This is a genomic window from Bacillus sp. S14(2024) (assembly GCF_050473785.1).
Classification (GTDB): Bacteria; Bacillota; Bacilli; order Bacillales; family Bacillaceae_G; genus Bacillus_A; species Bacillus_A yunxiaonensis.
Genome location: NZ_JBFLUP010000006.1, coordinates 2703468 through 2729122 on the forward strand (window position 1 = coordinate 2703468; position 25655 = coordinate 2729122).

Consider the following 25655-nt stretch of genomic DNA (forward strand, 5'->3'; position numbering starts at 1 on the left):
TTGGTGCTATCCCTAGGAGGTGATTATCTGTGGATTTTCTTAATGATTTTTTTACTTGGGCGTTTGAAAGGCATCAAAATATCCTAAGTTGGTACATTCGTCCACTATTTTTATTGCCGTTTTGCTATTTTTCCTATAGAAGAAGTATCAAAGGGATAATAATCACTTTAGTTGCATTAGCTACGAGTATGTTTTGGTTTCCAAAACCTACAACAGTGAATCCAAAAGTGGAAGCTTTTTTGGAAATGGAACTGGATTATTTGTTTGGTAAGTGGAACTTTATTAAAATTACGTTGTCTTCACTGGTTCCGGTGACAATGTTTGCTTTAGCATATGCGTTTTGGAAACACTCTTGGAAGTATGGAATATTTGTCATTAACTTAATTGCTATATTGAAAGTTCTATGGAGTTTATATGCAGGTGATGGTTCAGGAGTATCAATCGTTTTACCAGCTTTTATCGGACTGATAATTTGTAATTTATTTATTTGGATTGCTTACAAAGTTGTAAAAAAAAGAGATAATGATAAATCAACAAATAATAATTTTTAATCATTTAAGATCATTACGAGATAAAAACTTCATAAAAAAAGCAGTAAAATAAATAACGGGTTCCTTAACGTACAGGGAGTCGGTTAATTTGTGTCTAAAATATGTCTAAACGTACAATTTTCTTTTTTTGATATGGTGAGGCCTTTTAGGCAATGTATATTTAATTTCCCACTCAAAGATTCAGAAATTGGATGAGACGCTCTAGTTGTGGTGAATGGCTATGACTTAACTGAATTAATTTCTTTATGCAAGGCTTCTATTTTAAACCAACAATTGTGGATCAACAAAAAAAGAATCCTTGTAATATAAGGATTCTTTACAGAAATAGTTATAATTATATATGGTACAACTTGTTATAAACAAATATACATATTTAAGAGCTGATATTATAACTGAATTTCTCTTCTTTTTAAGAATATCTATTCCTTTTCTAGCCAATAAATGGGAACTTCTTTTTCGCCAGCTACTTTAAACTGAATTTCTCCATTTACTTCAAAAACCCGTTCGATAATGGGTATTGTAATCATTTTATTTTCCTTGCTCTTTCTCTTTCGTACTAGTTCTAAGTCGATAATATTCATGATGAAATCCCCTCTGTATTTGTAAGACAGCAAAAAAAGCACCCACATGAGTACTTTTTTAACTTGAATCACCATTTTACTTTTTGAGCTGTTACTCTATGTATATTTTACCATATTTATCTATGACATTTATTGATAACTTTATTTTATTCCAAATAAAGTTTATTTACAATGAAAAACCTGGCTTTGTCTACTATGGGTTAATCCTAATCATCCATTCGTTAGTTACTGAAAATACGGTTCTGGTGCAAATAATTCAGGAGAGGCATAAAGAGGCGAAACGTTTCTTAGTAGGGGTCACCATACATGCCCATCAACTTAAGAATTTTATAACGCCCCAAAACAAAAAATTGTACATTTTCACCTGGAAGTTTCAATTTTCTTGTTTTGGTGTATTTGCTTTTCTTAGCTTAATAGCGATAGGGTAGTATCTCTTATACTACTGATACCTTTTGGCAACCAAAAATTCAATAAAAGGCAAGGTTATCATTGATAATCCTAATAATAACAATAAAAAAATGTTTGTTGTCCCATTTATAAATTTATCAGCAACTACAGCCCCTAAAATAAAAAAAGTAAGAATGAAATAACTTACTTTTGAGCTTTTTTCTGTAATTCTTTGTCCCAGTTCTTCCTCTTGTAATATTCCATCTTTTTCTTCTTTTGTTCCCCAAGTAATAGATGAGAAAAACATCATTACTAAACAACCAATAGTAATGACTTCATTGAAACCAACATCTTTCCCTACTATAATCTTATAAATTGTAAAACCCATTACAATCAAAATACTTATCCCAAATATGATAGAACCAATTTTTCGAGTCCTCATTACTATACATTCCCTTCGTTTATAAATAAAATATCAACTCTAATTTCTAATGTTTTTGCAATATCGAAAGCTAATTGTAAACTAGGATCATATTTATTATTTTCAATGGCATTAATTGTTTGTCTACTTACATTACATAAATCCGCCAATTTTCCCTGAGAAATTTTTTTAATTTCTCTATACTCCTTAATTCGATTACGCATTGGATTTCCACCTTTATTGCAAAGTGTGTAAAAAACCTTTTACATACTAAAAATTGTAAAAAAAGCCAATCAAATTGTCAAATACTTTTTACACATCTTCTGGAAAATTTTACTTCTATCCAAATAGGGTTCACCATACGTCTCCATCAAGTTACTATCTTTAAATAGGCCTACACAAAAATTTTGTTTTTCTACAGTATAGGGATTCATCTTACCTTTTCTTTTTGGGATTGCTCTGTTTTCTTAAGTTGATGGGCATGGGGTACCACCAAAAACCACGCTAAGCAAAAAATAAAATAAGCTGTCCATATGGACAGCTTATTGACATAATTGTTGAAAGCGGAAGTTATTTTGGAGATAGGTTTGCTTACTCCTGGAAGGAGACTCAATTCTTATGGTTCTATAACGCTGTGTTAAACTTCTTATTATTCTTTTCCGCTAAACTCTAAAATATTTAAACCCTCAGATTCTTTTGGTGATTCAAAAAAACTAGTAACATGAATAAACACCGCTTCCGTGTCAAAAGCTTCCCTTTCGGGTTGTTCGTTACGCCTTTGTGCAATTTGACGTAGGCATTGCTCGTTATTTAGATTAAGGAAAATGAGTTGATGGCTTGCATTGACTTCTGATGCCATATCCAAAAACCATTTTCGCAGTTTTTGAGTGTTAGCTGGAAAATCCATCACTACATCTGTACCGACACTTAATATGTTTTGGACATGTTTTTTCACCAACGGTTTGAGCTGTGCTGAGAATTTTAGATAGTCCTCAAATGATGCCAACTGATTGGGATAAAGAGATGACAGCCATTCATCCTCAGACAACAGTACCGCATTTTTATCTATCGCCCATTGTTTTGATTTAGTTGATTTTCCTGCACCCATTTTTCCACAAAAAAAGTATAGCGTCCCCAATTGTTTCATATTTTTTAACTCCTCATGTTTATTTTATTTTTCTACCTATAAACCGAACTACCTAAGTTTAACCACTTCTCCTTTTTTTAAATTGTACCATTTCAAAGTAACGGTTTGTCAGGATTTTCAGATGTATATCGTATACATGATTGGTTAACATAACGCAACATTATCGGGATTCAATGTATTTAAGAGACTATTAAAAGTCCTCCAGATCGTTTAACTGGAGGACTTTTGTGTTCACATAATTTTCGTTATTGGAAGTTATAAGTACAGTTGGTATTATGTCTAGGTAAATCTCAATCTTCATCAAGCATATAAAGTTTCTAAAATAAATCAAGTATGATATTGGCTATGTAAGTTTCTAAGAATGCAGCAACGATAATTATAGGTAAAGTTAAAACAATATAAATTTTTATTACTTCTAAAATCTTTTTACTAAGAGATACTCTTTCTTTATCCTTTTTGAACATCATTTTTAATTTGATTCTAATAAATTTATTTAATTCAAAAAGAATGGCCGCAAATAAACAATAAGCGAAAACTTCAAAAAGATAATGAGGGATGGTAGAAATTATTATCCCAAAACCTTTTTTAAAATCAGATTGTAACACAATTCCAAAAAGAATCCCAGGAAGTGAAACAGTTAAAATTATATTTATAACATATAAAAATTGTATTGGAATCAAGGCTAATATAAACATTTTTAAAGGTACAATAAAACCATTATGAACAATATATGCCCATACCTTTTTTATACCTGTTAATTTTTCTACTTGATCTGGTATTCTATTTCCTACCCCTTCGAGTGTTTCTTTAAAATCTGGATTGATTATAAAAGTTATTATGGTTGCAATAACTGTTAGTGCTACCCCTAATATGAAAAAGTTAATAGCTCTTTTAAATACAATCTTATTCATTACATTCGAAATAACTCTCACCTCTTTTTCTAAATTTTACCATCCAAATAATACGGTAGTAAAGAAATTTTTCTTGTATATTCTATTCACGTTCAGTTAACATAACGTAACATTATAAAAAGTTGGATATCGTTAGTAATCCTTTTATACCAATGGATTCTCTCATTCTCCGATATTATAAAATATGCAAGATTTTATACATTGCCGTGATGGTACGGTTTTTCGGGTTCCCGTTTGTTACTGGATTGGCTGAAAAACTGTATAAAATCCTGTATACTCTTAGCGTTATTAAAATTACTTATTTTTATGTCAAAAACTGTTTAGCGTGTTTTTTTCAAAAATGTTGGCGATACTCCATTTATAAAAATTTATCTCATGTTTTGTGAAATTCTAAGTTGATGAGCATGTTGTGAACCTTAGATTGTTATTTCAATTTGATTTCCTTCTGGATCACTTACTACACTTTCATAGTACCCATCGCCAGTAAGACGAGGTTCACTTAATATAAGATAGCCAACTTCTCTTAATGTTTTCGTTAATTGATTTACATTATTTTTGCTTCCGACAGAAAAAGCTAAATGAGCATATCCAGTAACTTCATTTTTAGGTTTATTCTTTACTCCTTTCTTTCGCATAATTTCTATACGTGTCCCCGTTTCAAATGTAATAAAATAAGATTCAAATTGTTTTGTTTCATTACGGTATAAATTATTAGCTTTACCTTTGAAATATTTAGTATAAAATGTGCGCATTAATTCTAAATCATTTACCCAAATAGCTATATGTTCAATCTTCATTATCTTCACCTTTCAATTCAAAGTTTGATTTTGATTTTCTTATATAAAGAAGGAAATCAAAAAATGCCATGAGTGGAAATTTAAATTTCTAATCCAAAAGAATTGTTCGTTTTTTACACTTGGGGGTAAGCAACTTTCTTAACTTGATGGATATGTGGCGCTACCCCTACTTAACAGTTTTCTTATTGATATAATCTTGTTCTTCTTGAGCTGTTGCAAGTCTAGTAGCTTTTCCAAGTTGTCCACCTTGCCATTCCCATACTTGATTATGGACGTCAACGCAATTAGAAAAATCTCCGGACTTCCACTTGTTCAATACTTGAATATAAAAATCGTAATGATGAAGTTGATCTTTGTTTGACTCAACTAACTTTATTACAGCTTCAATGTTTTCAGGAGTCATCGGAATGTATCCCCAACGTTCATCAGCAATAACTTTTTGGTGAGTCATTTCATGGAAACGACTTTCAATATCCGTGTCTGTTGCGTATTGGTAGTTTTGTTCTTTAGCACTTTTATTTGGAGCCATCTGATATTCTTGAGATTGATTAGATGATTGAGAAACAGGTTTTGCTTCAACTTTCTCAACTTTTTCTTCCTTAGGTTTAGAAGAAGCTTGTTTAGGTTTTGCATCCAAATTGTTGACATACGAGACTATTCCAAAAGTCACCGTGGCAGAAAGAACAAGAGTGATAGAAGTCCATTTTAAGATTTTCTTAGCGTTTGCCATTGGTATAATTTCCTCCAGTTTTTAGACTAGTAGTTCGCAATTCATGTGGACGATTATCCAGCAGATGATTGAAAGAATGATTGAAACAAAATGGACATGACCTCTGTCAGAGGTCATCTTTTATTTACATCTCCATATTCGGCGCATACACAACTTCTAATATGTAGCCGTTTGGGTCATAAAAATCGACTGTATAATATCCTTCTGAATACTCTTTCACTTCTATCGGTCCACGAATGATTGTGGCACGAACGTTATGTAAAAAATGTGCTACCTCATCAACTACAGAACGATTCATTGCTTGATAACAAATATGCCTTGGGCCTAACGTTCGTACAAGTTCTACACCAATCTCTTTAAAATATATTTCTGTTTTCCCTGTACTAAAAGCTGTTTCATTGAGTTGTTTCCAGCCAATAATAAAAAATAATTCCCGATAAAATTTCATAGATTCCTCTAAGTTCGCTACCCAAAATTCAATATGGTGAATACCAGGCTCATACGTTTTTTCCGACATACTCCCCTTGCTCCCTTTCCCATTTCACATTATTTTGAATTCACAACACTTACAATTTCTTTCGGTATATTCACAATGTAATTCGGAGATTCATCCCGTACCGTTTCTATCACATCATAGCCCCAGCTTACCCAAATTACTTCTACACCAATTTTTTTACAAGATACAATATCTCGAAGTTCATCTCCTACATAAATCACATCGGAATTTTTTAGTTTATTTGCTTTTAAAAATTTCTTTATCACTTTGTCTTTTCCAAAAATATTATTAGAGCAAAAAACATCATGAATAAAATCAATTTCATTATGACGTAAAAACTCTCGAATGTGCTCCTCAGCATTCGAGGATACAATAACAATTTCATAGCCGCTCTCTTTCAACGTCTGCAAAACATCTCTTATTCCATCGAACAAAGTAAGAGTTGAGATCGATGGTTGATATAATTTATAAAACTCTAATGCTATCATAGGGATTTTATACAGAGGCACGTGAAGCAATTTACACCTCTCAGGAATTGATAACTTCCGCAATGCTTCAACATCCTCTTCTCTTACCTGTTTAAAACGGTATTTCTCTGCTATTTCATTGAAAATAGGAATAAAGATATCTTTAGAATCTACTAACGTACCATCAAAATCAAAAATAATATATTTATTCATTACGAATGCTCCTTGTTATCATTACTTTTATATTCTTTATACTTATGAATTCTCTTTCAAATTGACATTACCTTTTATTTACTTTTTCTTCATATCAAAAAAAGAACAAGGCATATATCCTTGTTCTCCTTTTCCTATGAAAGCCATTGCGGCGGTGTATTTGTATTCCAATAAATATCCCCAAGCTCATGGTGTGCTGTAAAATCATCTTCATAACGATGATAATGAAAATTAAAATAATAGCCGTCTTGCGGCGGATGATCTCGTCTCACGTGAAAACGCAGTATGTCATCTCCGGTTTTTGTATCATAAACATGAAAAATTTTTTCATGGCTTCCACCCGCTGGCTTTTGCGAAATAGCTAAAGACTGTAATGAATCTTCTGGTGTAGTCTTTGAAAGTTCTGCTATTGCCACCTCTATTTTCGGCAATATCACATCTTTAAACTCATCACCAATAACTGGGCCAATTTTCGATCCGAATTTCTCCATTGATTGCCGTTCTGCTTCTTGCATCGCATAAGAGAGAAATACCTCTGAACTTATCTCGTTTTGCTTTCCATCCAATGTATACGGCGTTCGCTCTAGATTTTGCTGTTTTGTAGGCTTGTCCGCTTTTGCATTATCAAGTAGCGCAGAAGGAGGTGTTACTAATCCAAATGTAAATATAGTAATTAACGTGACGAGCGTCTTTTTCATCCAATTTGGCATTTTGCATACCTCCCTTTCTTTGCTTATGTTTTTATAACTGTTTCTTCCATTATACAAAATGATGCCAATTTTTGCACTTTACAAATTTATTAACGTTAACATTATTTATAAAAATTTGAATATGAAATAGTAAGATTTCATACAATATGTATTATTCTTTGATTTTACTAGGAGGTTTTTCTTTTGAATCTCGATCTTCTCTTTTCAGGTGTAAGCATTGTTGTTCTCATCTATTTTATGTATGTATCCATTACAGATTAAAAAAAAGAGCTATACAGCTCTTTTTTTGTTAAGTATAAAGTTCAACTAACTATTAGCAAAGATTTTTCTTCATTCTCCATTGATGGAAAACCCAACCAATCGGGCTCTTACATACATTTATATTCCGCCTACTTTTTTTGCTTTTTCAGTATCTTGATGAGAGAGTCTTACCGCCCGTTTGTTCGGGACAAATAAAACCCACACTGTTATTAAGATTGCAACTCCCGCACAAATTCCAGCAGCCATGGCATAAAATTGCGCTAGTACAACAATACCGTATACAAATAAAGCTGGTATAAACAAATATCCCTTCGCCTTCTGTGAAAGCCATAGTTTCTTTCCTTCTGAACAATATAACTGTAAAAATAGTTTTCCAGAAAAAACTTTCCATATGTCACTTGAATAACGAAATATTGCAAATGAAGCAAACAAAATAACAATTGCAGCAATCCACCATGGTGCAATCCAAATCGCATTTGCACTAACAAAGACAATGCGAATGTAAAAACCACCTGCATCACCCGAACGAAAATATTCCTTTAAAAATGCTTCAATGATTCTAGAATCATTGCTATTTCCTATCAATATACGTTTAGAACGCGGAAATAGCCACGGCTTCGCTGCATTTGTAGGTTTTTGTACCTGACCTCCAAATGCCATAATTTGTGTTGTCCATCTCATTTCTTCTCCTTTTTCTTTTTCAATTTCTTTAAAGAAGAAGCGATGGTAATGCATTTTTTCTTTTACTAAGAAAAAACTTATGAAAAAGAGAAATAAAAAGAAAAAAACCGTATAAAAAGACTGTTGTAGTATACATCTAAATGTTATACCTACATATACAATCCCTACAAAAAAGAGAGCATTTTTTATAATTATTACTTGCCACTGTTTATGGAATCGAACATCAATATAGCGTTGCAACAAGGCAAATGTGAAACGAAAACAAGTCAAAAACACAAAACAGAAAAAAGCTTGCACACCAGTTCCATTCAAACTTTTCAAAAAGATTGGTAAACATAGAATTGTTATAAGTGCACTTGTGAAACAAATACGACAAAAAGAATAGACCATCCCATATTTTATCATTTGTTTAATATGATTTGGAAATTGAATGAAAAACAAACTATCTGCTTGTTCTAAAAACGAGCGTACACTTCTGGAAAATGTCGCTACATAAAATATAAGAAATCCGGCAGAGCAATATAATACATCTTCAGATGTCAGTCCATGCTTCCAAAGTGAAACATAATAGATCCAGCTAAAGACAAGTGCTGGAACAATTAAGTATAATGCAATCGTCCAATCGACAACGGATCGCACTGCCTTCCACTTTCGTTTTACCTCATGAATCAACCTTTTATAAAATAGTTTTCTAATCATGTTGTTCCCGCCTTACAATTACGTCAAAGCAATCTAATAATGTGCCTTCTGGTATATTAGCAAGTGTTTGAATGTTATGTAGATCTCCATTTGCAAATAATGTTCCTTCTGAAATTAATAAGAAACGCTCACATATTCTTTCTGCTGTATCTAGCACATGCGTGCACAGTAAAATACCAGCACCGCGTTCCTTTTCCTTATATAAAAAGTTAAGAAAATCACGAGTCGCTGTCGGATCTAATCCAATAAATGGTTCGTCAATAATATAAAAGTCGGGTTCTGTTAAAAAAGCTAAAATAAGCATCGATTTTTGTTTCATTCCTTTTGAAAACTTCGATAAATATTCATGCTTATGCTTGTCCATCCGAAATGTACGTAACAACTCTTCCGCTTGTATTTCCCAGCTTCCTGATTTAACATCCCTGGCAGCCATTAATAGTTCAATATGTTCCCATAATGTTAAGTAATCATAATACGTCGGATGTTCAGGTACATATGCATACGGATTCTTTTTATCTCCAAACGAAACTTCCCCTTCCATATGCGCCAATAACCCAAGAATTGATTTTATTGTTGTACTCTTTCCTGCTCCGTTTGCACCAATTAAAGCAACTAGTTCACCTTGTTCAATTGAAAAAGCAATATTATGAATCGTTTGTTCTCCAGCTTCGTATCCAGCCGATTTTATGTTAACTTGCAGCACATGTACCCCTCTCTCTCTACATAAAATTACAATAAATACCTATGAAAATAATAACATATTTTTCTATAAAAATACTTTTCAATCTAAAACACAGCAAAGATATAATTCATATGCAGGAAAACAATGTTAATAGTAGAATCCTTTATATTCTGAGTTCAAAAAATTTATTGTTATTCCATGCACACCTTTTTATAAAACATTTCTAGCAAACGACGTGAAAGGACAATACTATGATAAATAAACGAAGCATCGAAGCTATTTTCATCGACCGTGACGGTACAATCGGCGGCGATACAACGATTCATTATCCTGGGGAATTTCAGTTATTTTCATTTACTAAGATAGTTCTAGATAAGCTAAAAGAACAAAATATACAACTATTTTCTTTTACAAACCAACCTGGTATTGCTGATGGCAAAGCAACAAAAGAAGATTTTATTGAGGAATTAGAAGCATTCGGTTTTGACGACATATATCTTTGCCCGCACCGGCAAAGTGATGGCTGTACATGTCGTAAACCGGAAACAGGAATGCTTCTTCAAGCAGCGAAAAAACATAATCTCGATTTAACAAAATGTGTTGTAATCGGTGATCGCTGGAGTGATATCGTTGCAGGTATAAAAGTTGGTGCAACAACGATTTTAGTACAAACAGGTGCTGGATATGACGCTCTGCATACATATCGTCATAAATGGGCGAACATGGAAGCTAATTATATTGCAGAAAATTTAGAGGACGCTATTTCTTGGCTCTTTACACATCCTATATCAAAATAAAAACAGCAATGCCATTTAAAACGGCATTGCTGTTTAATTACTCTATTCGCCCTTGCATACCTCAACGATAAAAATACTAAAACTATTTCTCTATGAAAAGCTTGTCCGTACATATTCATATGTTATGAGACTGAATCATTATATGCTTGGTTATGTATCACTAGTTATATATGGATTTTTACAAATTTAATTCATAATGAAAATAACGACTATCTCTTATATAACCGTTTTCTGCATATAAACGCTGCGCTGTTACATTATCAACCTCAGTTTGAAGTTTTAGCCCTTTTGCTCCCGTCTCCAATGCAAATTGCTCCGCTGCTTTTAGTAATTGTTTCCCTACCCCAGATCCTCTCACATCTTTTTGCACAAATAAATCATTTAAAATCCACAACTCTTTCATAGAAATGGACGAAAAAGAAGGATATAACTGTGTAAACCCTACATACTTCCCATCTTCTACTGCCACAAAAATAATTGATTCTTTTCGCTCTAAACGTTCACGTAAAAATTGTTCTGCTTCTTCTTTATTAGAATCTTGTCTATAAAACATACGATACTCATTAAATAATGTTGCTACTCCTTGTAAGTCTTCCATAGATGCTTGATATATTCTCATTTCTCTTCGCTTCCTTTCCAATAGTTCTTCATTAAATCCGTTGCCCAATCTGGCTGCTTGATTTCTTCTCTTGGCAAAAACTCTTTCATAACTGGCTTCATATCTAAAATAGGGGTACCATCAATCGCATCTAACCCTTGCACAACTAATTTCTTTCCTTCTCTACGTACTACTTTTACAATCGTAGCACCTAATTTATTCGGACGATTTTTCCCTCGCTGTGCAAAAATACCAACTTTCGGATACTCTTCATTATTTCGAGGATGTCTTGCCGTGTACTGAATTTTGTCATCTGTTACTCTATGAAAATAAAAAATAACTTCGATATGTGAAAATTGTTCAATCTCTTGTAAACTCTCTTCTTTATATGAATCCGTCAATTCAATAACAGACTCGATTTCTCCCCACAAATCATCTTCCACAGCAATTCGTTCATTATGTACAAAAGCGATCGGTTGTAACGAAAACATCGTATCCCCCCTTTTTGTAACCCCTTACATTATAATATATTTTCTGAATACTTTCCAGGAATAATACTTAAGTTTACATAATAATATTATGTAAAGAAAGAAGAGAAAGAACATAACTTTCTCTTCTTTCTAAATATTATATTAGACCTGTTAAACTATACGTGCCAATTACAACAAATACCGCTACGGTTTTAATGATTGTAATCGCAAAAATGTCACGATACGATTGTTTATGGGTTAATCCCGTTACTGCAAGTAGTGTAATAACGGCCCCATTATGCGGTAATGTGTCCATACCACCTGATGCCATTGCAATAATACGGTGCATAACTTCTAATGGAATATGAAATTGCTCTGCAGCTGCAATATATTTATCAGACATTGCACTTAATGCAATTCCCATTCCTCCAGAAGCCGATCCTGTTATACCTGCAAGTACATTTGTCGTAACCGCCCCATTAACAAGCGGATTCGTAAAAGTTGTTGAAATACTATCACGAATTACCCCAAATCCTGGAAGAGATGCAATTACGCCGCCAAATCCATATTCTGCACCTGTATTCATTGCCGCTAGTAATGCTCCGCCAATACTTGCATTTAACCCAGTTTGAAAATCTACAAATACCCGCTTCCAATTTAAAAGAATTGTTGTTACGATACCAATTACAAGTGCTAATTCTACTGACCACACCCCAAGTACTCCAGACAGTTCTACTTTCCCAAAACTTTTTAAACCAATGGATGCAAAATCAAAACCATTTGGATACCATTTTGGAATAGCAATTGTAAAAAGTTTATTCATCACACCTACTAAAATAAGTGGAACAAAGGCAAGCACTTGACGAAGCGGTGTAATATCAACCGTTTGAATTGACGGTTTTACACTTTGCTCTGCTTCGATGGCTGCTGCCATTTCAGCATTTCCATCTTTAAATCCATAATATCCCTCGCCTTGCGCTTCTGCTTTGCGACGGCGCCTTTCCAAATACACCATACCGACTATGAAAACAAAAATAGCTCCTGTAATTCCTAAAAAAGGACCGGCATAAATATCTGTCTTGAAAAAGGTTGTCGGAATAACATTTTGAATTTGCGGTGTTCCTGGAAGTGCATCCATTGTAAAAGTAAGCACTCCAAGTGCAATTGTACCAGGAATGAGACGTTTAGGAATATTTGCCTCGCGAAACAAATTAGCTGCAAACGGAAATATAGCAAATGCTACAACAAATACACTGACACCACTGTATGTTAAAATAGCTCCCATTAATACAATTGCAAGTATCGTTCGTTTCACACCAACAATTTGGATAATTGTCTTTGCGATAGATTCTGCGATTCCTGACATTTCAACTACTTTTCCGAAAATCGCTCCCAGTAAAAATACAGGGAAATATAATTTAATAAAGCCAACCATTTTCTCCATAAAAATATTTGAGAAAAAAGGTAAAACGTAAGTCGGTTCTGTTAACAAAACTGCAAACAGTGCACAAATCGGTGCGAATAAAATGACAGAAAATCCACGATATGCCACAAACATTAGCATACTAAGTGCTAATAAAATGATTACTAATTCCATATGTTCCTCCTTTGTAATTTCCAAGGAAATATTTAGAGAATTTTCAGTTTATTCATCTTGGATTGGTTTTATATTTTCACACAATTTCTTCGCAATCTATAAAGTTATAATCATAACAAGTTCGATATAATTCTATCACTTCCCCATACGAAGGAATGCGAGGATTGTTACTTGGACTCCCACTTGCAAGTGCATCTTTCGCCATCTTTGCTATAACCATTTCAAACTTATCTTTATCTATCCCATATTCTCTCATATTTGGAATACGTAAATCTGTGCAAAGATGCTTTATTTCATTAATAGTAAGATGTGCAAACTCTTCGTTTGATAACGCTTTCAAATCGGGTCTGATTGTACGCCCAATATCCGAGAGACGTTTCACTGTATAATCATTCGTAAACTCTAATACTGCCGGAAGGAGCATCGCATTTGATAGACCATGAGGAACATGAAACATTGCTCCAATAGGACGAGACATTCCATGAACTAACGTTACAGAGGCATTTGTAAAAGCAATTCCAGCTTGCATTGACGCAAGCATCATTTGCTCCCGAGCTTCTATATTTTGTCCATCTTCATAAGCAATACGAAGGAATTTCATAATCTTTTCAATTGCTGAAAGTGCAAATATATCGGTCAGAGGTTGTGACAAGCGAGAAATATATGCCTCTATCGCATGACATAACGCATCTATTCCTGTTGCAGCTGTTACATGAGGTGGAGTAGACACTGTTAATAGTGGATCCACAATAGCTACTTGAGGTATAAAACTTGGGTGCTTAATCATCATTTTTACATCTGTGCTTGTATTTGTAATAACAGTCGCACTCGTAACTTCAGATCCTGTTCCGGCAGTCGTTGGAATAACAATAAGAGATAGAGGTACCTTTGTTATCGGATATTGATTACCAACGTATTCTCCAATATTCCCTCCGTTTGTTGCGATAACAGCAACGGCCTTTGCAACATCAATACAACTTCCTCCACCAAGTCCTATAACAAGATCACATTCTTTCTCATAACAAGCAGCTAATGCTCGTAATACGTGCTCATCTGTCGGTTCAGTATTCACATCAACAAAAGTCACAACTTCTATTTTTCTAGCCGTTAACATTTTCCTACACCTGTCTACATAGCCAAGCTCATTCATAATAGAATCGCTTATTATCAATGCTTTCTTGCCATACTGAATTGCCTTTTCTCCTAGTTTTTCTAACGCATTTGTTCCATATAAGACTGTCTCAGGTACTCTAAATTCTGAAATTCCTTGCAAATATACCCCTCCTTCTTTTTTCATCCGTATACTAGCTACGCTAGAAATAACAGTTTACATAACAAGCTACTTTTACAATTCCACTTCGCAACTAAAATCCCTCTTTTAAATACCAAATATAGTCATTTTTTATAACATCTGTATACAAAAAAAGACAAGGTGACCACCTTGTCTTTCCAAACAAATTTTATCGATCTATTTTTTCTAATACATAAACACACTTCTTTATATGTTCTACTTCTTCAATAATATGAGTAGCTCCCGCTGCCACTAGTTCTTCTTTACTACCATATCCATACATTACTCCAATAGAATCAATTCCAACTTGCTGCGCTCCAATTATATCATGCTCTCGATCGCCTACCATAACCACATGACCTTTCTCTAAATCGTGATATGTATGTAAAATATGCTGAATAATGTCCGTTTTTGCAATACGTGTCCCATCTAAATTACTACCGACAATCTCTTCAAAATAATGCGCAAGATGGAAGTGTTCCAAAATTTGTTTTGCAAATATAGTCGGTTTAGATGTTGCCACAAATAAGCGTTTACCTGCATTCTTTAAATCTTGTAAAACATTAGGAATCTGTTCGTATACGTGATTCTCAAACATCCCCTTATCTTGAAAATATTCACGATAATATGTTACTGCTTCGGTTACTTGTTTTTCATCCATTCTATATATACTAGCAAATGAATGTTGAATCGGCGGACCGATAAAAGATAATAATTTTTTATCATCTTGTTCATCAATCCCCATTTTTCTCAGGGCATATATGACCGAATTTACAATCCCTTCTTTCGGATCTGTTAATGTGCCATCTAAATCGAATAAAAAAGTTGTATACATTTATTCCCCTCCGCTCACTTTACTTTATATGATATGAACCAAAAACATGTATTCATATGAATCTCTAAATCAGTTGCAAATGGTTCGAAAATAGCTGTAAGTTCTTCCTTCGAATAATAATTTTTTATAATTTCATATTGCTGGCCATCTGCTAATGAACGGATTTTATATGTATTTTCATCATTAATCTTAGAAATAAGTGTTCCGCCAATTTCTTCGTTATACATATTATCTGCCATACATACAATAGATCCTTTTTCTAAAACTACATGAAATTTTTCTAAAAAAGAGAAAATATTTTCTTTCGGTATATGGGAAAACCAAAAGTTTGCATAAGCCCCATCGAATGTTTTTGTTAATTGATTCAATTTATATGCATTCCCCTGTACAAAGGAAACTTTAGATGACAAAAGTTGTTTTTCTTTCGCTATAGTAAGTACTTCTTCTGAGTAATCAATCGCAGTAATGTGCTGAGCCGTTTCAGCAACATATTGCGTCCAATATCCTGTACCACAAGCAACCTCGAGTACATTCTTCCCAGCAAGCTTTTCTTTCAAAACATCTTTTATTTCTATTAATTCTGCCTGTCTAATAGGGTCTTCTCGAAAATATACCTCTTCATAAATTCTCGCTCGATTACTGTAATATGTTTTCATTGCCATCCCCCTTATCATTCCAGCCACAACCTTTACCATTTTACAAAACAATCATTCAAATGTAAATATTCCGATAATAAACAAACCACAAGTTACCATCTAACAAAAAAATCAATATGTACAAAATTTTTCTTATCATGTATGATTAGATTTATTTTCCAATTTGTAATAGATGGTGAATACATATGACGACAAAATTAATTTTCATTATGCTTTTTACAATGATTATCCATGCTGTGGAAACGAGCTCCTATAGCATTCGCTTAGCTGGAGTTCGATTAAAAAAGATTACGGTAGCACTAGCAATCATAGGAATTGTATTACTTGTTTCCAGAACATCGAACCTTCTGCAAGCGGTTATGCTTGGTAGAATTGTAGACAGAGCTCGAATACATGGTGATATCGATATGGAAGCTACAATACGCCTTATATTATTAGCAGCTTCCATAGGCACATTACTTGCACTATTTTTGTATCCAACGCTTACAAAATTATTTGGATATATCATTCAGCAATTTGAAATAGAAGGATCATTCATCCGGATGATGAAAACAAATAATGTGCAAAAACTGCGCTATACAAAAAAATATATTAGATTTCCAAAACTAGAAATGATTCATCGTTTGCGAATTGGCGGTATTCCAAAACGTATTATGCTCATTAATATGGTTGCAACAGCAATTTATACCGCTGGCGTACTTGCTGCCTTGTATGCTTCCGTATTAAATCCAACTTATGCTACTACTGCAACTACTGCATCTGGCCTTATTAATGGATTTGCTACCATTCTACTTACAGTATTGCTAGACCCACGAATTGCCTTACTAACCGAACAAGCTCTCCAAAAAGAAAACGGTGCGGAAACAATGGGGAAAATGTATGGATGGTTAATGATTTCTAGATTTTTAGGAACATTACTTGCCCAAGTGCTTTTTGTACCAGGAGCTCATTGGATACTGTGGATTATTTCAATTACGAATTGAAAATAGCGTGGTAAAAAAGTTCTTATTATTTATGAGAACCTTTTTTATCACGCTATTTTTAACCTTTTATTTTTAAGCATTTACTACAATTAGGACTTTATTAAAAGGGTATGAGATACCCATTGTCTATGAAGTCATGAGAATGATTAAAAACGAAAGCTTTGAAAAAGCTCTTTGGTTAGTAAATGAACAACCATTTCATATACAGCTGGAAAAACAAAGGGTGGAAGAAATACTGGCAATGATTCAAAATGCTAATTTTACGAAATATAAAAATGGAAAACTAAAGGAATTTATGAGTATTGGGGAGGCTGCAGAAATAGCAGGCGTAAATGCTTCGGCTATTCGCCATTGGGAATATGAAGGGTTAGTCCATTCGGAAAGAAATAAAGAAAACGGCTATAGAATGTTTACGATAACAGAACTACGTAAAATACTGGTCATCAGCAGTTTGAGAAAAACCGTTTATTATATTGAAAATATGAAGCAGCTTTTAAATGAATTAAACACACAAAACTATAATAAAATCGAACGTTCCTTTCAACTGGCTTTGGAAAATCTAAATGATCAACTATTGTTTCAATTTAAAGGAATCGCAGAGCTGATGAAATATATAAACTTTTACCAAGAAATGAACACTTAAAAAAGAGGTAAGCATCGACTTACCCCTTTTTCATTACTAATCAAAACTTATATTACGGTACTAACCGCGTACAGTCTCTTGGAAATGCACTTGCTTCACGAACATTCGATAAGTTTAAAAATTTATATACAAGCCGTTCTAATCCAATAGCAAACCCTCCATGCGGCGGACATCCATAGCGAAATGTATCGACATACGATTGGAAATTTTCTACATTTAATCCCTTTTCTTTAAAAGAACGAACTAACATAGTATAGTTATGAATGCGCTGCGCACCTGATGTGATTTCTAATCCTTTATACAATAAATCAAAAGAGTCTGTGACAGAAGGGTTCTCTTGATTTGGCATCGTATACATGGGACGTGTTTCTTTCGGATAATGAGTAATAAAGACGAAATCACTATTGTATGTTTCTTTTACATACTTCCCAAGCAGTTTTTCTCCTTCTGAATCTAAATCGCCTATTGGTGATTCTTTTCGATACTCTTTTTGTAAAACGTTTTGCGCTTCCGTAACTGTTAATTTTGGAATATCTGTAATAACTGGCATTTCAATTTGAAGCAACTGTAACTCCTTAGCGCAACATTGCTGCACTTTTTCAAACATATACCGAAGTACATCTGTTTCAAGCTGCATCACTTCATAAAAATCTTCGATAAATGCAAGCTCTACGTCTAAGGAAATGTATTCATTTAAATGACGAGATGAATTGTGATGTTCAGCTCGGTACACCGGTGCCACTTCAAAAACACGTTCTAATCCACCTGCAACCATCATTTGCTTATAAAACTGCGGTGATTGTGCTAAATATGCATCTTTCTCAAAATAACGAAGCTGAAATACGTTAGCTCCGCCTTCCGCCCCTTGTGAGACAATTTTCGGCGTGAAAATTCTTGTAAAATCGTTTTGAAGTAAATATTCACTAAAGGCATGGGCAAGCATTGATTTAATTGTAAAAATCGCTTGCACTCGTTCATGCCGAAGTGATAGCGTTCGAGAATGTAACATTTGATCTAAACCAACTTGCAGTTTCTTTTTATTCACTTCAAATGGAACCTGCTCTGCACTGTTTAAAAGCTTTACATCCTCAACTAATAGTTCTACTCCAAGTTCCGTTTTATCTGTTGCAATCACTTTTCCTGTAACTTGCACAACACTTTCTACTTCTACCTTATATCCAGCCCATTCTTTTTCAAGGACACATTGCATGACACCTGTTCGATCACGGAGTAATAAAAAACTTATATTTCCTAGATGACGAATTTTCTTTACCCATCCTTTTAACACAACTGTTTCATGCGCTGTACATTCGCTGATAAGCGACCGCTTCGTTTGTTGACTCATATATTCCGCCTCCTATTTTAAATTGTATGATTGTATGTTTATTATTATCGTTGTCATCGTCGTCCACAGCCGCTCACCTCCTTCAAAGAATACAAAAATCCGCCCCTATATAAGGGACGGATTTCACCGCGGTACCACCCAAATTGTCACATTGACCACTTTTCGCCTGATAACGGTAGGTGCCGTTTACTTTTACTAGTTGTTCACGTTCAAAATAACGCTCACAGGTGTCTTTCCATCACGCTGCACCGCAATCGTCTCAGCTCTCGATTGCTCTCTGTAGATCAGGTCACGATGTACTTTTCCTGCTCATCGCTTTTTTTATTTACGGAATATTCTATCCTTTTAACTTACAAAACGCAAGTTGTTTTTTGAATATTTTTTCAACTCGCTGAACTAAGCTTGATTAACACTTTCTTATTTCCTACTTGAATTTGCTCTGCATTTTGTAATAATTCATTAAATATCAGTTGTTTCATGAGTAAATTTTCTTGCAACAACACTTTATACTCTGTTACTACACATTGAAGTTCATCATCAACCTGAACTTCAATATTTACACGCAAGTTCACAGGTAAATCCAGTTGTTTTCGATATTCCTGCACAGCGCGAATAAATTCTCTCGCCATTCCTTCCCGGAGCAATTCATCTGTTACATTTGTGTCCAACATCACGGTATATAATCCGTTCGTAGCAACTGCAAATCCTGCTTTCGGTACTCTTTCAACAAACACATCATCTAATGTTACAGTGACAGATTCTCCAGACAGCAATTGACATGTTGCTTGTTCACTGTTTATAAACGCAGTTACTTCTTCACTAGATAAGTTTTGCAGCCAATTATTTATCGTATTGATTTGCTTTCCGAATTTCGGTCCTGCTTGTTTGAAGTTTAGTTTTAACTGATATGACATATAACCGGCTTCGCTATGTTCGACGGTAACTTCTTTCACATTTAGTTCATCCATTACAATCTCTTTATAAGAATCCCAATCCATTTCTTGCTTCTCATGCTCAAATACAACAAGTTTTGCTAATGGCTGTTTTACTTTTAATGTATGTTGATTGCGAATACTGCGTCCGAGCTCCACTACTTGCAAAATAGCTGCCATCTCTTTTTCAAGCTGCGTATTGATAAGCGTTTCTTCAAATGCTGGATAATCTGCTAAATGGACACTGCTTCCTTCCAAATTCAAATGAATATCCTCTGCTAAAAACGGCGTAAACGGTGCAACCAACTTACTGGTTGTAACAAGTACTTCATGAAGCGTATCATATGCCGCTGCTTTTTCAGCATCCATACCAGATGCCCAAAAACGACTACGTGAACGTCTTACATACCAGTTACTTACCTCTTCAACTAATGATGCTATTTCACGAGCAACCGTTGTAAATTGATATTCTTCTAAAGAACATCTTACTTTCTGAATCGTACTATGCAATCTTGATACTACCCATTCATCCAGCTTTGTCTTCTTTATGCTATACTTCTGTTTTGGATTGTATTCATCTAACTCTGCGTACAGTACATAAAAGCCATATACGTTTAACAATGTATCTACTAGCTTCGACTTTGCTTCCTGTACAGTTCGTTCTGAAAATCGTTTCGGATTCCACGGCGCACTATCTACAAGAAGTGCCCACCGCAACGCATCTGCTCCAAATTTCTCTACTAAATCTACTGGGTCTAACGCATTTCCTTTACTTTTTGACATCTTTTGACCATTTTCATCTAATACATGTCCAAGTGATAATACACGCTTATATGGTGCTCTGCCAGTGTACAGCGTAGACACCGCAAGTAAGCTATAAAACCAACCGCGCGTCTGATCAATTCCTTCAGCAATGACATCCGCTGGAAACTGTTCTTCAAATAACTCCTTATTTTCAAAAGGATAGTGATACTGTGCGAACGGCATTGAGCCGCTATCAAACCAAACGTCAATAACTTCTGGCGTACGTTTCATCATTTCGCCGCATTTCGAACATTTTACTTTTACTTCATCTACATATGGCTTATGCAGTTCAATATTTCCATCTACAGCACTAGTTGCATAATTTCTTAACTCCTCAATGCTTTTCGGTGAAAATTGATGATTACACCCTTCGCACTCCCATACATTAAGCGGCGTACCCCAATATCGTTTTCGACTGATATTCCAATCAACCATATTTTCTAAAAAGTTCCCGAACCGTCCATGTTGAATATGCTCTGGATGCCATGCAACTTCATTATTATTTTGTAAAAACTGCTCTTTTAAAGCCGTTGTCCGAATAAACCAACTCTCATTTGCGTAATACAATAGCGGTGAATCACAGCGCCAACAATGCGGATAACTATGCTCATACTTCTCCTTATGAAAAAGAAGACCATGTTCAGCTAAATACCGAACAATATCAACGTCACACTCTTTTACAAATTTCCCTTGTAAAAAAGGAACATCAGATGTATATTCTCCTTTCTCATTCACAACATTTACAAATGATAAACCATGTTCTTGGACAACTTTATAATCATCTTCCCCGTAAGCAGGCGCGATATGCACAATTCCTGTACCACTATGTGTGGTGACAAAATCAGCACTTACAATACAATGACCATTTGTCACCTCTGTAAACTGAAATGGTGGTACATAAGAAAGTCCTGTTAATTCGCTTCCCTTGTGAACAGATAACACTTTATATTCTTGCAGCAGTACCTCTTTCGCTAACTCTTTCGCAACAATATAAACGTTTTCTCCCTGCTGTGCCCGAACATATTCCATCTTTGGATGAACCGCTAACGCTACATTAGCCGGAAGTGTCCACGGAGTTGTTGTCCATCCGAGAACGTACTCGTTTTTCCGATCTACAAGCTGAAATTTAACTGTTGCACTTAAATCCTTCACTGTTTTATATCCTTGTGCGACTTCATGTGAGCTTAATGATGTTTGACAACTTGGGCAATAAGGAGAAACACGGTGCCCTTTATATAGCAACCCTTTTTCATGAATTGTTCCAAGAATATGCCAAACGCTTTCAATATAGGAATTATCTAATGTGATGTACGGCGCATCCATGTCAACCCAATAACCGATACTCTCTGTAAATTCACGCCACTGCTTTTCATACGTAAATACACTCTCTTTACATTTTGCAAGAAAGGCTTCTACACCGTACTTTTCAATATCATGTTTACCAGAAATACCAAGTTGTTTTTCAACTCCTAGTTCTACTGGTAATCCATGTGTATCCCAACCAGCCTTACGGAGCACTTTATATCCCGTCATCGTTTTATACCTTGCGACTAAGTCCTTAATTGTCCGTCCTAGCGCATGACCGACATGCGGAAGACCATTCGCAGTCGGCGGTCCTTCATAAAAAACGAAAGATTGTGCACCTTCACGATTTCGAATCGATTGCATAAAGGTATCCTGTTCATTCCATTGCTTACGAATTCGCGCTTCTCTCCTTACAGCTAATTCTTTCACATCTACCTTCTTCATCTACAATCACTCCTTATGAAATAATTAAAAGTACACAAAAAACCCGTCCCTATCTTTAGGGACGGGTTTACCCGCGCTACCACCCTACTTCTATTGATTAACCGTTCAATCAATAGCACTCAGCAACGTACAATCATACGCGTTCCTTGTAACGGTAGACAACCGTTCGAACTTACTATGTTCAGTTCGACTCCTCGGAGATGATTTTCAAATATACACCGAACACTGGCTTTCAGCAAAGTACCGGCTCTCTGGGGAACAGTGATATATTTTACTCGTTCTCGTCATCAGATTTGTATACTTTTATTAACAGTTATTGTATTCCAACGCAACTCTAATTGTCAATGAATTCAGAAAAAATACCTAAATTGTAATTATGCATTTTATGTTTACCTTTACTACACCTTTTTATTCTAAATATATATTAGAATGCTTCATGAATATCAGAAGCTGGCATGGTTAAGCTATTGAAAGGCCCACAGATGTTTTATAGTATGGGAAGCTATTAAGCCAATTATATCTAAAGTATTGGGTTTGAAAAAGAAAAGGTGGGGTATTTTATGTCAGATTTTTTAGAACCAGTCGAGTATGAAACAGGAACGGCAATTCAAACTTTCAACATTATTCAAACCAGTGTTACTGCTGATGGATATGAAGTTCTTTTAAATATTGACTTAGACAGTGGTTACGAATTAGAAAATGTCAAAATGAAAGTTACCTTTGAGGAATTAGCAGGATACGAAACTAATGATATTCAAGAAGGGGTAAAATATGCTTTAGGATTCTTTCATACATAATTGGACGATGTATGTACTTTTGAATACCATTTCCAAACATATTTCTATAGGGACTCGTTAGTTCAACAAGTCAGAATTCGACGACTGAAACAAATTTTCTTGCGTTCACCCCTTTATTCAAGCAAATTCTCACAAATCTCTTTTTATGTATAAATAAAAATGGAAGAGGGATCGACAACCAACCCCTCTTCCATTTTGTTTCTATCGCTCCTTTGTAGTCTACTAGAGAATATCATCTTATCCCCATAACATAGTTATTCTCCCGAAAAATTATAACCTCTTTCAAAAAGATTGAATTTTCAAATAAACATTTACAATTATCACCATTTACATTAAAATTAATTTAATCGTTGTAATTAATTACAATGGTGAAATTAATTACAATTAATATAACAGGAGGAATTTTTATGGAACAAAACGTAGCATTACACAAGATTGTCACGCAGAAATCGGTGATGACAAACCCTAAATTTTTATTCCTTTGGGCAGCTTCCACCTTTACAGGATTGGCGTTTTCCATCTACCTCATTACTGAATCTTGGTATGTAGTACAACAGTTAGACCGTGCATCATTGCTTGGGATTGTAATGATGATGACTACAATTCCAAGGGTTTTGCTTATGGCATTTGGAGGTGTTATGGCAGATCGATTCAAACGCTCTCTTATTCTCTTTACTTTAAATATGATACGCGGAGGCATCATTCTCGTCCTCGTCCTTCTCTTATGGAATCATCAACTTAACATTTCATGGCTAATTGGATTTGCTTTTTTCTTCGGTATATTAGACGCATTTTTTTGGCCATCCAGCAATTCGTTAATCCCCAACATCGTAGCCAAACAACAAATCACTCGTGCAAACTCTATGATACAAACCACAAATCAAATTTCACTTATGATGGGTCCTGCATTGGCAGCACTTATTATGAAGTTCGGATCATTTACAGCCTCATTTGCTACAGCAGCAGGATTACTCATTATAAGTGGAATTTTAGCTAAGTTAGTAAAAGAAAAACCAGTGGAACACTCTAAAAAACAACGTTCTTTTACTCAAGATTTAAAGGAAGGTATTACGTATGTAAAAGGATTTCCTTATCTTTTAACTGTCATGTTCACTTCTATTTTTGTAAATTTCTTTCTTGTGGGACCCATGAATATAGGCCTTCCTCTTCTTGTAAAAAATTCTTTAAAAGGCGATGTACTTGATTTAAGCTATTTGGAAAGCTCTTTAGCAATTGGCATGACGGCAGGAGCTATTTTAACTGGAATAATCGGATTTAGAAAAAAACGCGCAGTCATTAGTTTGTCATTAGTCAGTATTCTCGGGATTGGCAGTGCCTTACTCAGTCAAATGACCACATTATGGTATGGCATTATCATCATTTCTATTTTGGGGATATGCCTGTCTATTAGCAATATCATTAGCCCTTCTTTAACACAAGAACTTGTAGAACCAAGTATGATGGGAAGAGTACAAAGCTTAATGTCCACTGCATCTATGGGATTTACACCTCTTTCTTTCGCCATTGTTTCTGTATTATTGTCATTCGGTATTTCAATCTCGTTTATTATGTTAGTGTCCTGCATTGTATTAACTCTATTCGTCTGGATTGTATTATGGAAGGTAAGAATTGTGTGGAAAGTAGATTAATATCTCCTATATCCCTATAAACTGTAAATATGTTATTCTAAAAAAAACAAGATCTGTTATCTGGGGGTATTATTGTGAAATGGAAAAAGCAAACGATAGAGCTGATGAAACTGCTCTCTGATCCTAGAAGAAATCAAATTCTTCACCTTGCAGCTAGTGAACCTGTAACAGTGAAATATCTTGCTGAACAAATGGGAGAAGACCCATTACGCCTTTATTACCACGTTAAAAAACTCGTAAAAGCAGAGCTGCTAGAAGTAGTCGAAACGCGGCAGCAAAATAATTTTATCGAAAAATACTACCAATCTGTTAATTTTACAGATGTTGTCTATCAAGGAAATATCGAAGAACAAGCAGAGCACTTAGAACTTACTCTCGCTTCTGTCCATCGCCGCTTAAACCCTGGGTTGAAGCTATATCAAAGATCATTAGAAAAAGTACAAGAAGATAAACAATCCGGAAAAACATTCCATTATCTCCCTTATAACGTTTCAATTAACAGTACGTCAGAACGAATGACTACACGAGAGTGGCGAAAATCTATTGAACCTATAATGAAAGCAATGGGAACAGAAAAAAATGACGAACCGTGGCCTGAAATTCTACCATCTGAAGATGACGATAAAGAAGGGACATATCAATATATCCTGATTACCTATAAAATCGAAGATGCAGAAATGCTTGATTTAATAGAATCTAATGAGGGTGAGAATGAATAAAAAAGCTGACTTTAAAAGCCGGCTTTTTTTACATAATCAGTGTTATCGAAAGTTCA

Annotated in this window: 27 protein-coding genes and 2 other annotated features; of the genes, 7 read left to right on the forward strand and 20 right to left on the reverse strand. The window is 34.6% G+C overall.

From position 1 onward, the window contains the following. Nucleotides 1-29 precede the first annotated feature (29 nt). Entirely contained in the window at nucleotides 30-551 is a 522-nt protein-coding gene (locus tag AB1279_RS14000) for a hypothetical protein (protein ID WP_429759385.1), read from the forward strand. A 419-nt stretch (nucleotides 552-970) separates the two neighbouring features. Here AB1279_RS14000 and AB1279_RS14005 read toward each other — a convergent pair whose 3' ends face one another. The 12 genes from AB1279_RS14005 to AB1279_RS14060 all read right to left on the reverse strand — a co-directional run bounded on the left by AB1279_RS14005 (nucleotide 971) and on the right by AB1279_RS14060 (nucleotide 9755). Beyond that, the gene (locus tag AB1279_RS14005; RefSeq protein ID WP_429759386.1) at nucleotides 971-1132 is read right to left on the reverse strand and encodes a hypothetical protein; all 162 of its coding nucleotides are present in this window, start codon (nucleotides 1130-1132) and stop codon (nucleotides 971-973) included. Nucleotides 1133-1571: 439 nt separating this feature from the next. Then, nucleotides 1572-1961 carry a hypothetical protein gene (locus AB1279_RS14010; protein ID WP_429759387.1) on the reverse strand — a complete coding sequence of 130 codons (390 nt, stop codon included), beginning with the start codon at nucleotides 1959-1961 and terminating at the stop codon, nucleotides 1572-1574. A 2-nt stretch (nucleotides 1962-1963) separates the two neighbouring features. Next, nucleotides 1964-2164 (reverse strand): helix-turn-helix transcriptional regulator, encoded by a 201-nt coding sequence (locus AB1279_RS14015; protein ID WP_377883003.1) that lies wholly within the window; start codon nucleotides 2162-2164, stop codon nucleotides 1964-1966. A 425-nt stretch (nucleotides 2165-2589) separates the two neighbouring features. Next, nucleotides 2590-3087 (reverse strand): AAA family ATPase, encoded by a 498-nt coding sequence (locus tag AB1279_RS14020; RefSeq protein WP_270709576.1) that lies wholly within the window; start codon nucleotides 3085-3087, stop codon nucleotides 2590-2592. Between the two features lie 317 nt (nucleotides 3088-3404). Further along, the gene (locus AB1279_RS14025) at nucleotides 3405-3998 is read right to left on the reverse strand and encodes a stage II sporulation protein M (protein WP_429759389.1); all 594 of its coding nucleotides are present in this window, start codon (nucleotides 3996-3998) and stop codon (nucleotides 3405-3407) included. 416 nt (nucleotides 3999-4414) lie between these two features. Then, the gene (locus AB1279_RS14030; RefSeq protein ID WP_429759390.1) at nucleotides 4415-4795 is read right to left on the reverse strand and encodes a VOC family protein; all 381 of its coding nucleotides are present in this window, start codon (nucleotides 4793-4795) and stop codon (nucleotides 4415-4417) included. Nucleotides 4796-4961: 166 nt separating this feature from the next. Next, nucleotides 4962-5525: a DUF6241 domain-containing protein gene (locus tag AB1279_RS14035; RefSeq protein WP_429759392.1), complete on the reverse strand. Its 564-nt coding sequence runs from the start codon at nucleotides 5523-5525 to the stop codon at nucleotides 4962-4964. A gap of 124 nt (nucleotides 5526-5649) precedes the next feature. After that, nucleotides 5650-6042 (reverse strand): VOC family protein, encoded by a 393-nt coding sequence (locus tag AB1279_RS14040; protein ID WP_429759393.1) that lies wholly within the window; start codon nucleotides 6040-6042, stop codon nucleotides 5650-5652. Nucleotides 6043-6071: 29 nt separating this feature from the next. Further along, entirely contained in the window at nucleotides 6072-6701 is a 630-nt protein-coding gene (locus AB1279_RS14045; RefSeq protein ID WP_429750157.1) for an HAD-IB family phosphatase, read from the reverse strand. 134 nt (nucleotides 6702-6835) lie between these two features. Continuing rightward, entirely contained in the window at nucleotides 6836-7411 is a 576-nt protein-coding gene (locus AB1279_RS14050; protein ID WP_429759394.1) for a YpjP family protein, read from the reverse strand. Nucleotides 7412-7789: 378 nt separating this feature from the next. Then, on the reverse strand, nucleotides 7790-9052 hold the full coding sequence (locus AB1279_RS14055; protein ID WP_429759395.1) for an ABC transporter permease: 1263 nt from the start codon (nucleotides 9050-9052) through the stop codon (nucleotides 7790-7792). Next, entirely contained in the window at nucleotides 9045-9755 is a 711-nt protein-coding gene (locus AB1279_RS14060) for an ABC transporter ATP-binding protein (protein ID WP_429759397.1), read from the reverse strand. The genes AB1279_RS14055 and AB1279_RS14060 overlap by 8 nt, the downstream gene beginning before the upstream one ends. 230 nt (nucleotides 9756-9985) lie before the next feature. On the opposite strand from AB1279_RS14060, the gene AB1279_RS14065 reads away from it, so the two are divergent. Then, complete coding sequence (locus AB1279_RS14065) at nucleotides 9986-10531, forward strand: HAD-IIIA family hydrolase (RefSeq protein ID WP_429759398.1); 546 nt, start codon at nucleotides 9986-9988, stop codon at nucleotides 10529-10531. Nucleotides 10532-10709: 178 nt separating this feature from the next. On the opposite strand, the gene AB1279_RS14070 is transcribed toward AB1279_RS14065, so the two are convergent. From AB1279_RS14070 to AB1279_RS14095, 6 genes are all read right to left on the reverse strand, one after another. Further along, nucleotides 10710-11150 carry an N-acetyltransferase family protein gene (locus tag AB1279_RS14070; RefSeq protein WP_429750167.1) on the reverse strand — a complete coding sequence of 147 codons (441 nt, stop codon included), beginning with the start codon at nucleotides 11148-11150 and terminating at the stop codon, nucleotides 10710-10712. Next, nucleotides 11147-11620, reverse strand: a complete 474-nt coding sequence (gene tsaA, locus AB1279_RS14075; protein ID WP_429759400.1) for a tRNA (N6-threonylcarbamoyladenosine(37)-N6)-methyltransferase TrmO — start codon at nucleotides 11618-11620, stop codon at nucleotides 11147-11149. The genes AB1279_RS14070 and tsaA overlap by 4 nt, the downstream gene beginning before the upstream one ends. A 136-nt stretch (nucleotides 11621-11756) precedes the next feature. Continuing rightward, nucleotides 11757-13196, reverse strand: coding sequence for a GntP family permease (locus tag AB1279_RS14080; protein ID WP_429759402.1), 1440 nt, complete (start codon nucleotides 13194-13196; stop codon nucleotides 11757-11759). A gap of 76 nt (nucleotides 13197-13272) precedes the next feature. Next, nucleotides 13273-14469, reverse strand: coding sequence for an iron-containing alcohol dehydrogenase (locus AB1279_RS14085; RefSeq protein ID WP_429759403.1), 1197 nt, complete (start codon nucleotides 14467-14469; stop codon nucleotides 13273-13275). Nucleotides 14470-14656: 187 nt separating this feature from the next. Then, a complete protein-coding gene (locus AB1279_RS14090) occupies nucleotides 14657-15322 on the reverse strand; it encodes an HAD family hydrolase (protein ID WP_429759404.1) in 666 nt (221 codons plus the stop codon). A 14-nt stretch (nucleotides 15323-15336) separates the two neighbouring features. After that, a complete protein-coding gene (locus AB1279_RS14095) occupies nucleotides 15337-15978 on the reverse strand; it encodes a class I SAM-dependent methyltransferase (protein ID WP_429759405.1) in 642 nt (213 codons plus the stop codon). 185 nt (nucleotides 15979-16163) lie between these two features. Between AB1279_RS14095 and AB1279_RS14100 the strand changes: the two genes are divergently transcribed. Both AB1279_RS14100 and AB1279_RS14105 read left to right on the forward strand, forming a co-directional pair. Then, the gene (locus tag AB1279_RS14100) at nucleotides 16164-16961 is read left to right on the forward strand and encodes a lipid II flippase family protein (RefSeq protein WP_429759406.1); all 798 of its coding nucleotides are present in this window, start codon (nucleotides 16164-16166) and stop codon (nucleotides 16959-16961) included. Between the two features lie 88 nt (nucleotides 16962-17049). Beyond that, complete coding sequence (locus tag AB1279_RS14105; protein ID WP_429761409.1) at nucleotides 17050-17604, forward strand: MerR family transcriptional regulator; 555 nt, start codon at nucleotides 17050-17052, stop codon at nucleotides 17602-17604. A 52-nt stretch (nucleotides 17605-17656) separates the two neighbouring features. Here AB1279_RS14105 and aspS read toward each other — a convergent pair whose 3' ends face one another. Beyond that, entirely contained in the window at nucleotides 17657-18949 is a 1293-nt protein-coding gene (aspS, locus tag AB1279_RS14110) for an aspartate--tRNA(Asn) ligase (protein ID WP_429759408.1), read from the reverse strand. A 109-nt stretch (nucleotides 18950-19058) separates the two neighbouring features. Continuing rightward, nucleotides 19059-19271: a binding site (T-box leader), on the reverse strand. A 61-nt stretch (nucleotides 19272-19332) separates the two neighbouring features. After that, nucleotides 19333-22434: an isoleucine--tRNA ligase gene (gene ileS, locus AB1279_RS14115; protein WP_429759410.1), complete on the reverse strand. Its 3102-nt coding sequence runs from the start codon at nucleotides 22432-22434 to the stop codon at nucleotides 19333-19335. 54 nt (nucleotides 22435-22488) lie between these two features. After that, nucleotides 22489-22731 (reverse strand) — a binding site (T-box leader). A gap of 263 nt (nucleotides 22732-22994) precedes the next feature. Between ileS and AB1279_RS14120 the strand changes: the two genes are divergently transcribed. The 3 genes from AB1279_RS14120 to AB1279_RS14130 all read left to right on the forward strand — a co-directional run bounded on the left by AB1279_RS14120 (nucleotide 22995) and on the right by AB1279_RS14130 (nucleotide 25599). Continuing rightward, a complete protein-coding gene (locus AB1279_RS14120; RefSeq protein WP_429759411.1) occupies nucleotides 22995-23231 on the forward strand; it encodes a hypothetical protein in 237 nt (78 codons plus the stop codon). A 407-nt stretch (nucleotides 23232-23638) separates the two neighbouring features. Beyond that, nucleotides 23639-24880: an MFS transporter gene (locus tag AB1279_RS14125; protein WP_429759412.1), complete on the forward strand. Its 1242-nt coding sequence runs from the start codon at nucleotides 23639-23641 to the stop codon at nucleotides 24878-24880. 74 nt (nucleotides 24881-24954) lie between these two features. Then, nucleotides 24955-25599, forward strand: coding sequence for an ArsR/SmtB family transcription factor (locus tag AB1279_RS14130; protein ID WP_429759413.1), 645 nt, complete (start codon nucleotides 24955-24957; stop codon nucleotides 25597-25599). Nucleotides 25600-25655: the final 56 nt, after the last annotated feature.

Bases quoted from the DNA above. Each gene is read 5' to 3' on its own strand.
- AB1279_RS14020 (WP_270709576.1), bottom strand. From the start codon at position 3,087: ATGAAACAATTGGGGACGCTATACTTTTTTTGTGGAAAAATGGGTGCA.
- AB1279_RS14125 (WP_429759412.1), top strand. From the start codon at position 23,639: ATGGAACAAAACGTAGCATTACACAAGATTGTCACGCAGAAATCGGTG.
- AB1279_RS14100 (WP_429759406.1), top strand. From the start codon at position 16,164: ATGACGACAAAATTAATTTTCATTATGCTTTTTACAATGATTATCCAT.
- AB1279_RS14090 (WP_429759404.1), bottom strand. From the start codon at position 15,322: ATGTATACAACTTTTTTATTCGATTTAGATGGCACATTAACAGATCCG.
- AB1279_RS14095 (WP_429759405.1), bottom strand. From the start codon at position 15,978: ATGAAAACATATTACAGTAATCGAGCGAGAATTTATGAAGAGGTATAT.
- AB1279_RS14120 (WP_429759411.1), top strand. From the start codon at position 22,995: ATGTCAGATTTTTTAGAACCAGTCGAGTATGAAACAGGAACGGCAATT.
- AB1279_RS14030 (WP_429759390.1), bottom strand. From the start codon at position 4,795: ATGAAGATTGAACATATAGCTATTTGGGTAAATGATTTAGAATTAATG.
- AB1279_RS14065 (WP_429759398.1), top strand. From the start codon at position 9,986: ATGATAAATAAACGAAGCATCGAAGCTATTTTCATCGACCGTGACGGT.
- ileS (WP_429759410.1), bottom strand. From the start codon at position 22,434: ATGAAGAAGGTAGATGTGAAAGAATTAGCTGTAAGGAGAGAAGCGCGA.
- AB1279_RS14070 (WP_429750167.1), bottom strand. From the start codon at position 11,150: ATGAGAATATATCAAGCATCTATGGAAGACTTACAAGGAGTAGCAACA.
- AB1279_RS14050 (WP_429759394.1), bottom strand. From the start codon at position 7,411: ATGCCAAATTGGATGAAAAAGACGCTCGTCACGTTAATTACTATATTT.
- AB1279_RS14045 (WP_429750157.1), bottom strand. From the start codon at position 6,701: ATGAATAAATATATTATTTTTGATTTTGATGGTACGTTAGTAGATTCT.
- AB1279_RS14010 (WP_429759387.1), bottom strand. From the start codon at position 1,961: ATGAGGACTCGAAAAATTGGTTCTATCATATTTGGGATAAGTATTTTG.
- tsaA (WP_429759400.1), bottom strand. From the start codon at position 11,620: ATGTTTTCGTTACAACCGATCGCTTTTGTACATAATGAACGAATTGCT.
- AB1279_RS14080 (WP_429759402.1), bottom strand. From the start codon at position 13,196: ATGGAATTAGTAATCATTTTATTAGCACTTAGTATGCTAATGTTTGTG.
- aspS (WP_429759408.1), bottom strand. From the start codon at position 18,949: ATGAGTCAACAAACGAAGCGGTCGCTTATCAGCGAATGTACAGCGCAT.
- AB1279_RS14005 (WP_429759386.1), bottom strand. From the start codon at position 1,132: ATGAATATTATCGACTTAGAACTAGTACGAAAGAGAAAGAGCAAGGAA.
- AB1279_RS14040 (WP_429759393.1), bottom strand. From the start codon at position 6,042: ATGTCGGAAAAAACGTATGAGCCTGGTATTCACCATATTGAATTTTGG.
- AB1279_RS14035 (WP_429759392.1), bottom strand. From the start codon at position 5,525: ATGGCAAACGCTAAGAAAATCTTAAAATGGACTTCTATCACTCTTGTT.
- AB1279_RS14015 (WP_377883003.1), bottom strand. From the start codon at position 2,164: ATGCGTAATCGAATTAAGGAGTATAGAGAAATTAAAAAAATTTCTCAG.
- AB1279_RS14055 (WP_429759395.1), bottom strand. From the start codon at position 9,052: ATGATTAGAAAACTATTTTATAAAAGGTTGATTCATGAGGTAAAACGA.
- AB1279_RS14025 (WP_429759389.1), bottom strand. From the start codon at position 3,998: ATGAATAAGATTGTATTTAAAAGAGCTATTAACTTTTTCATATTAGGG.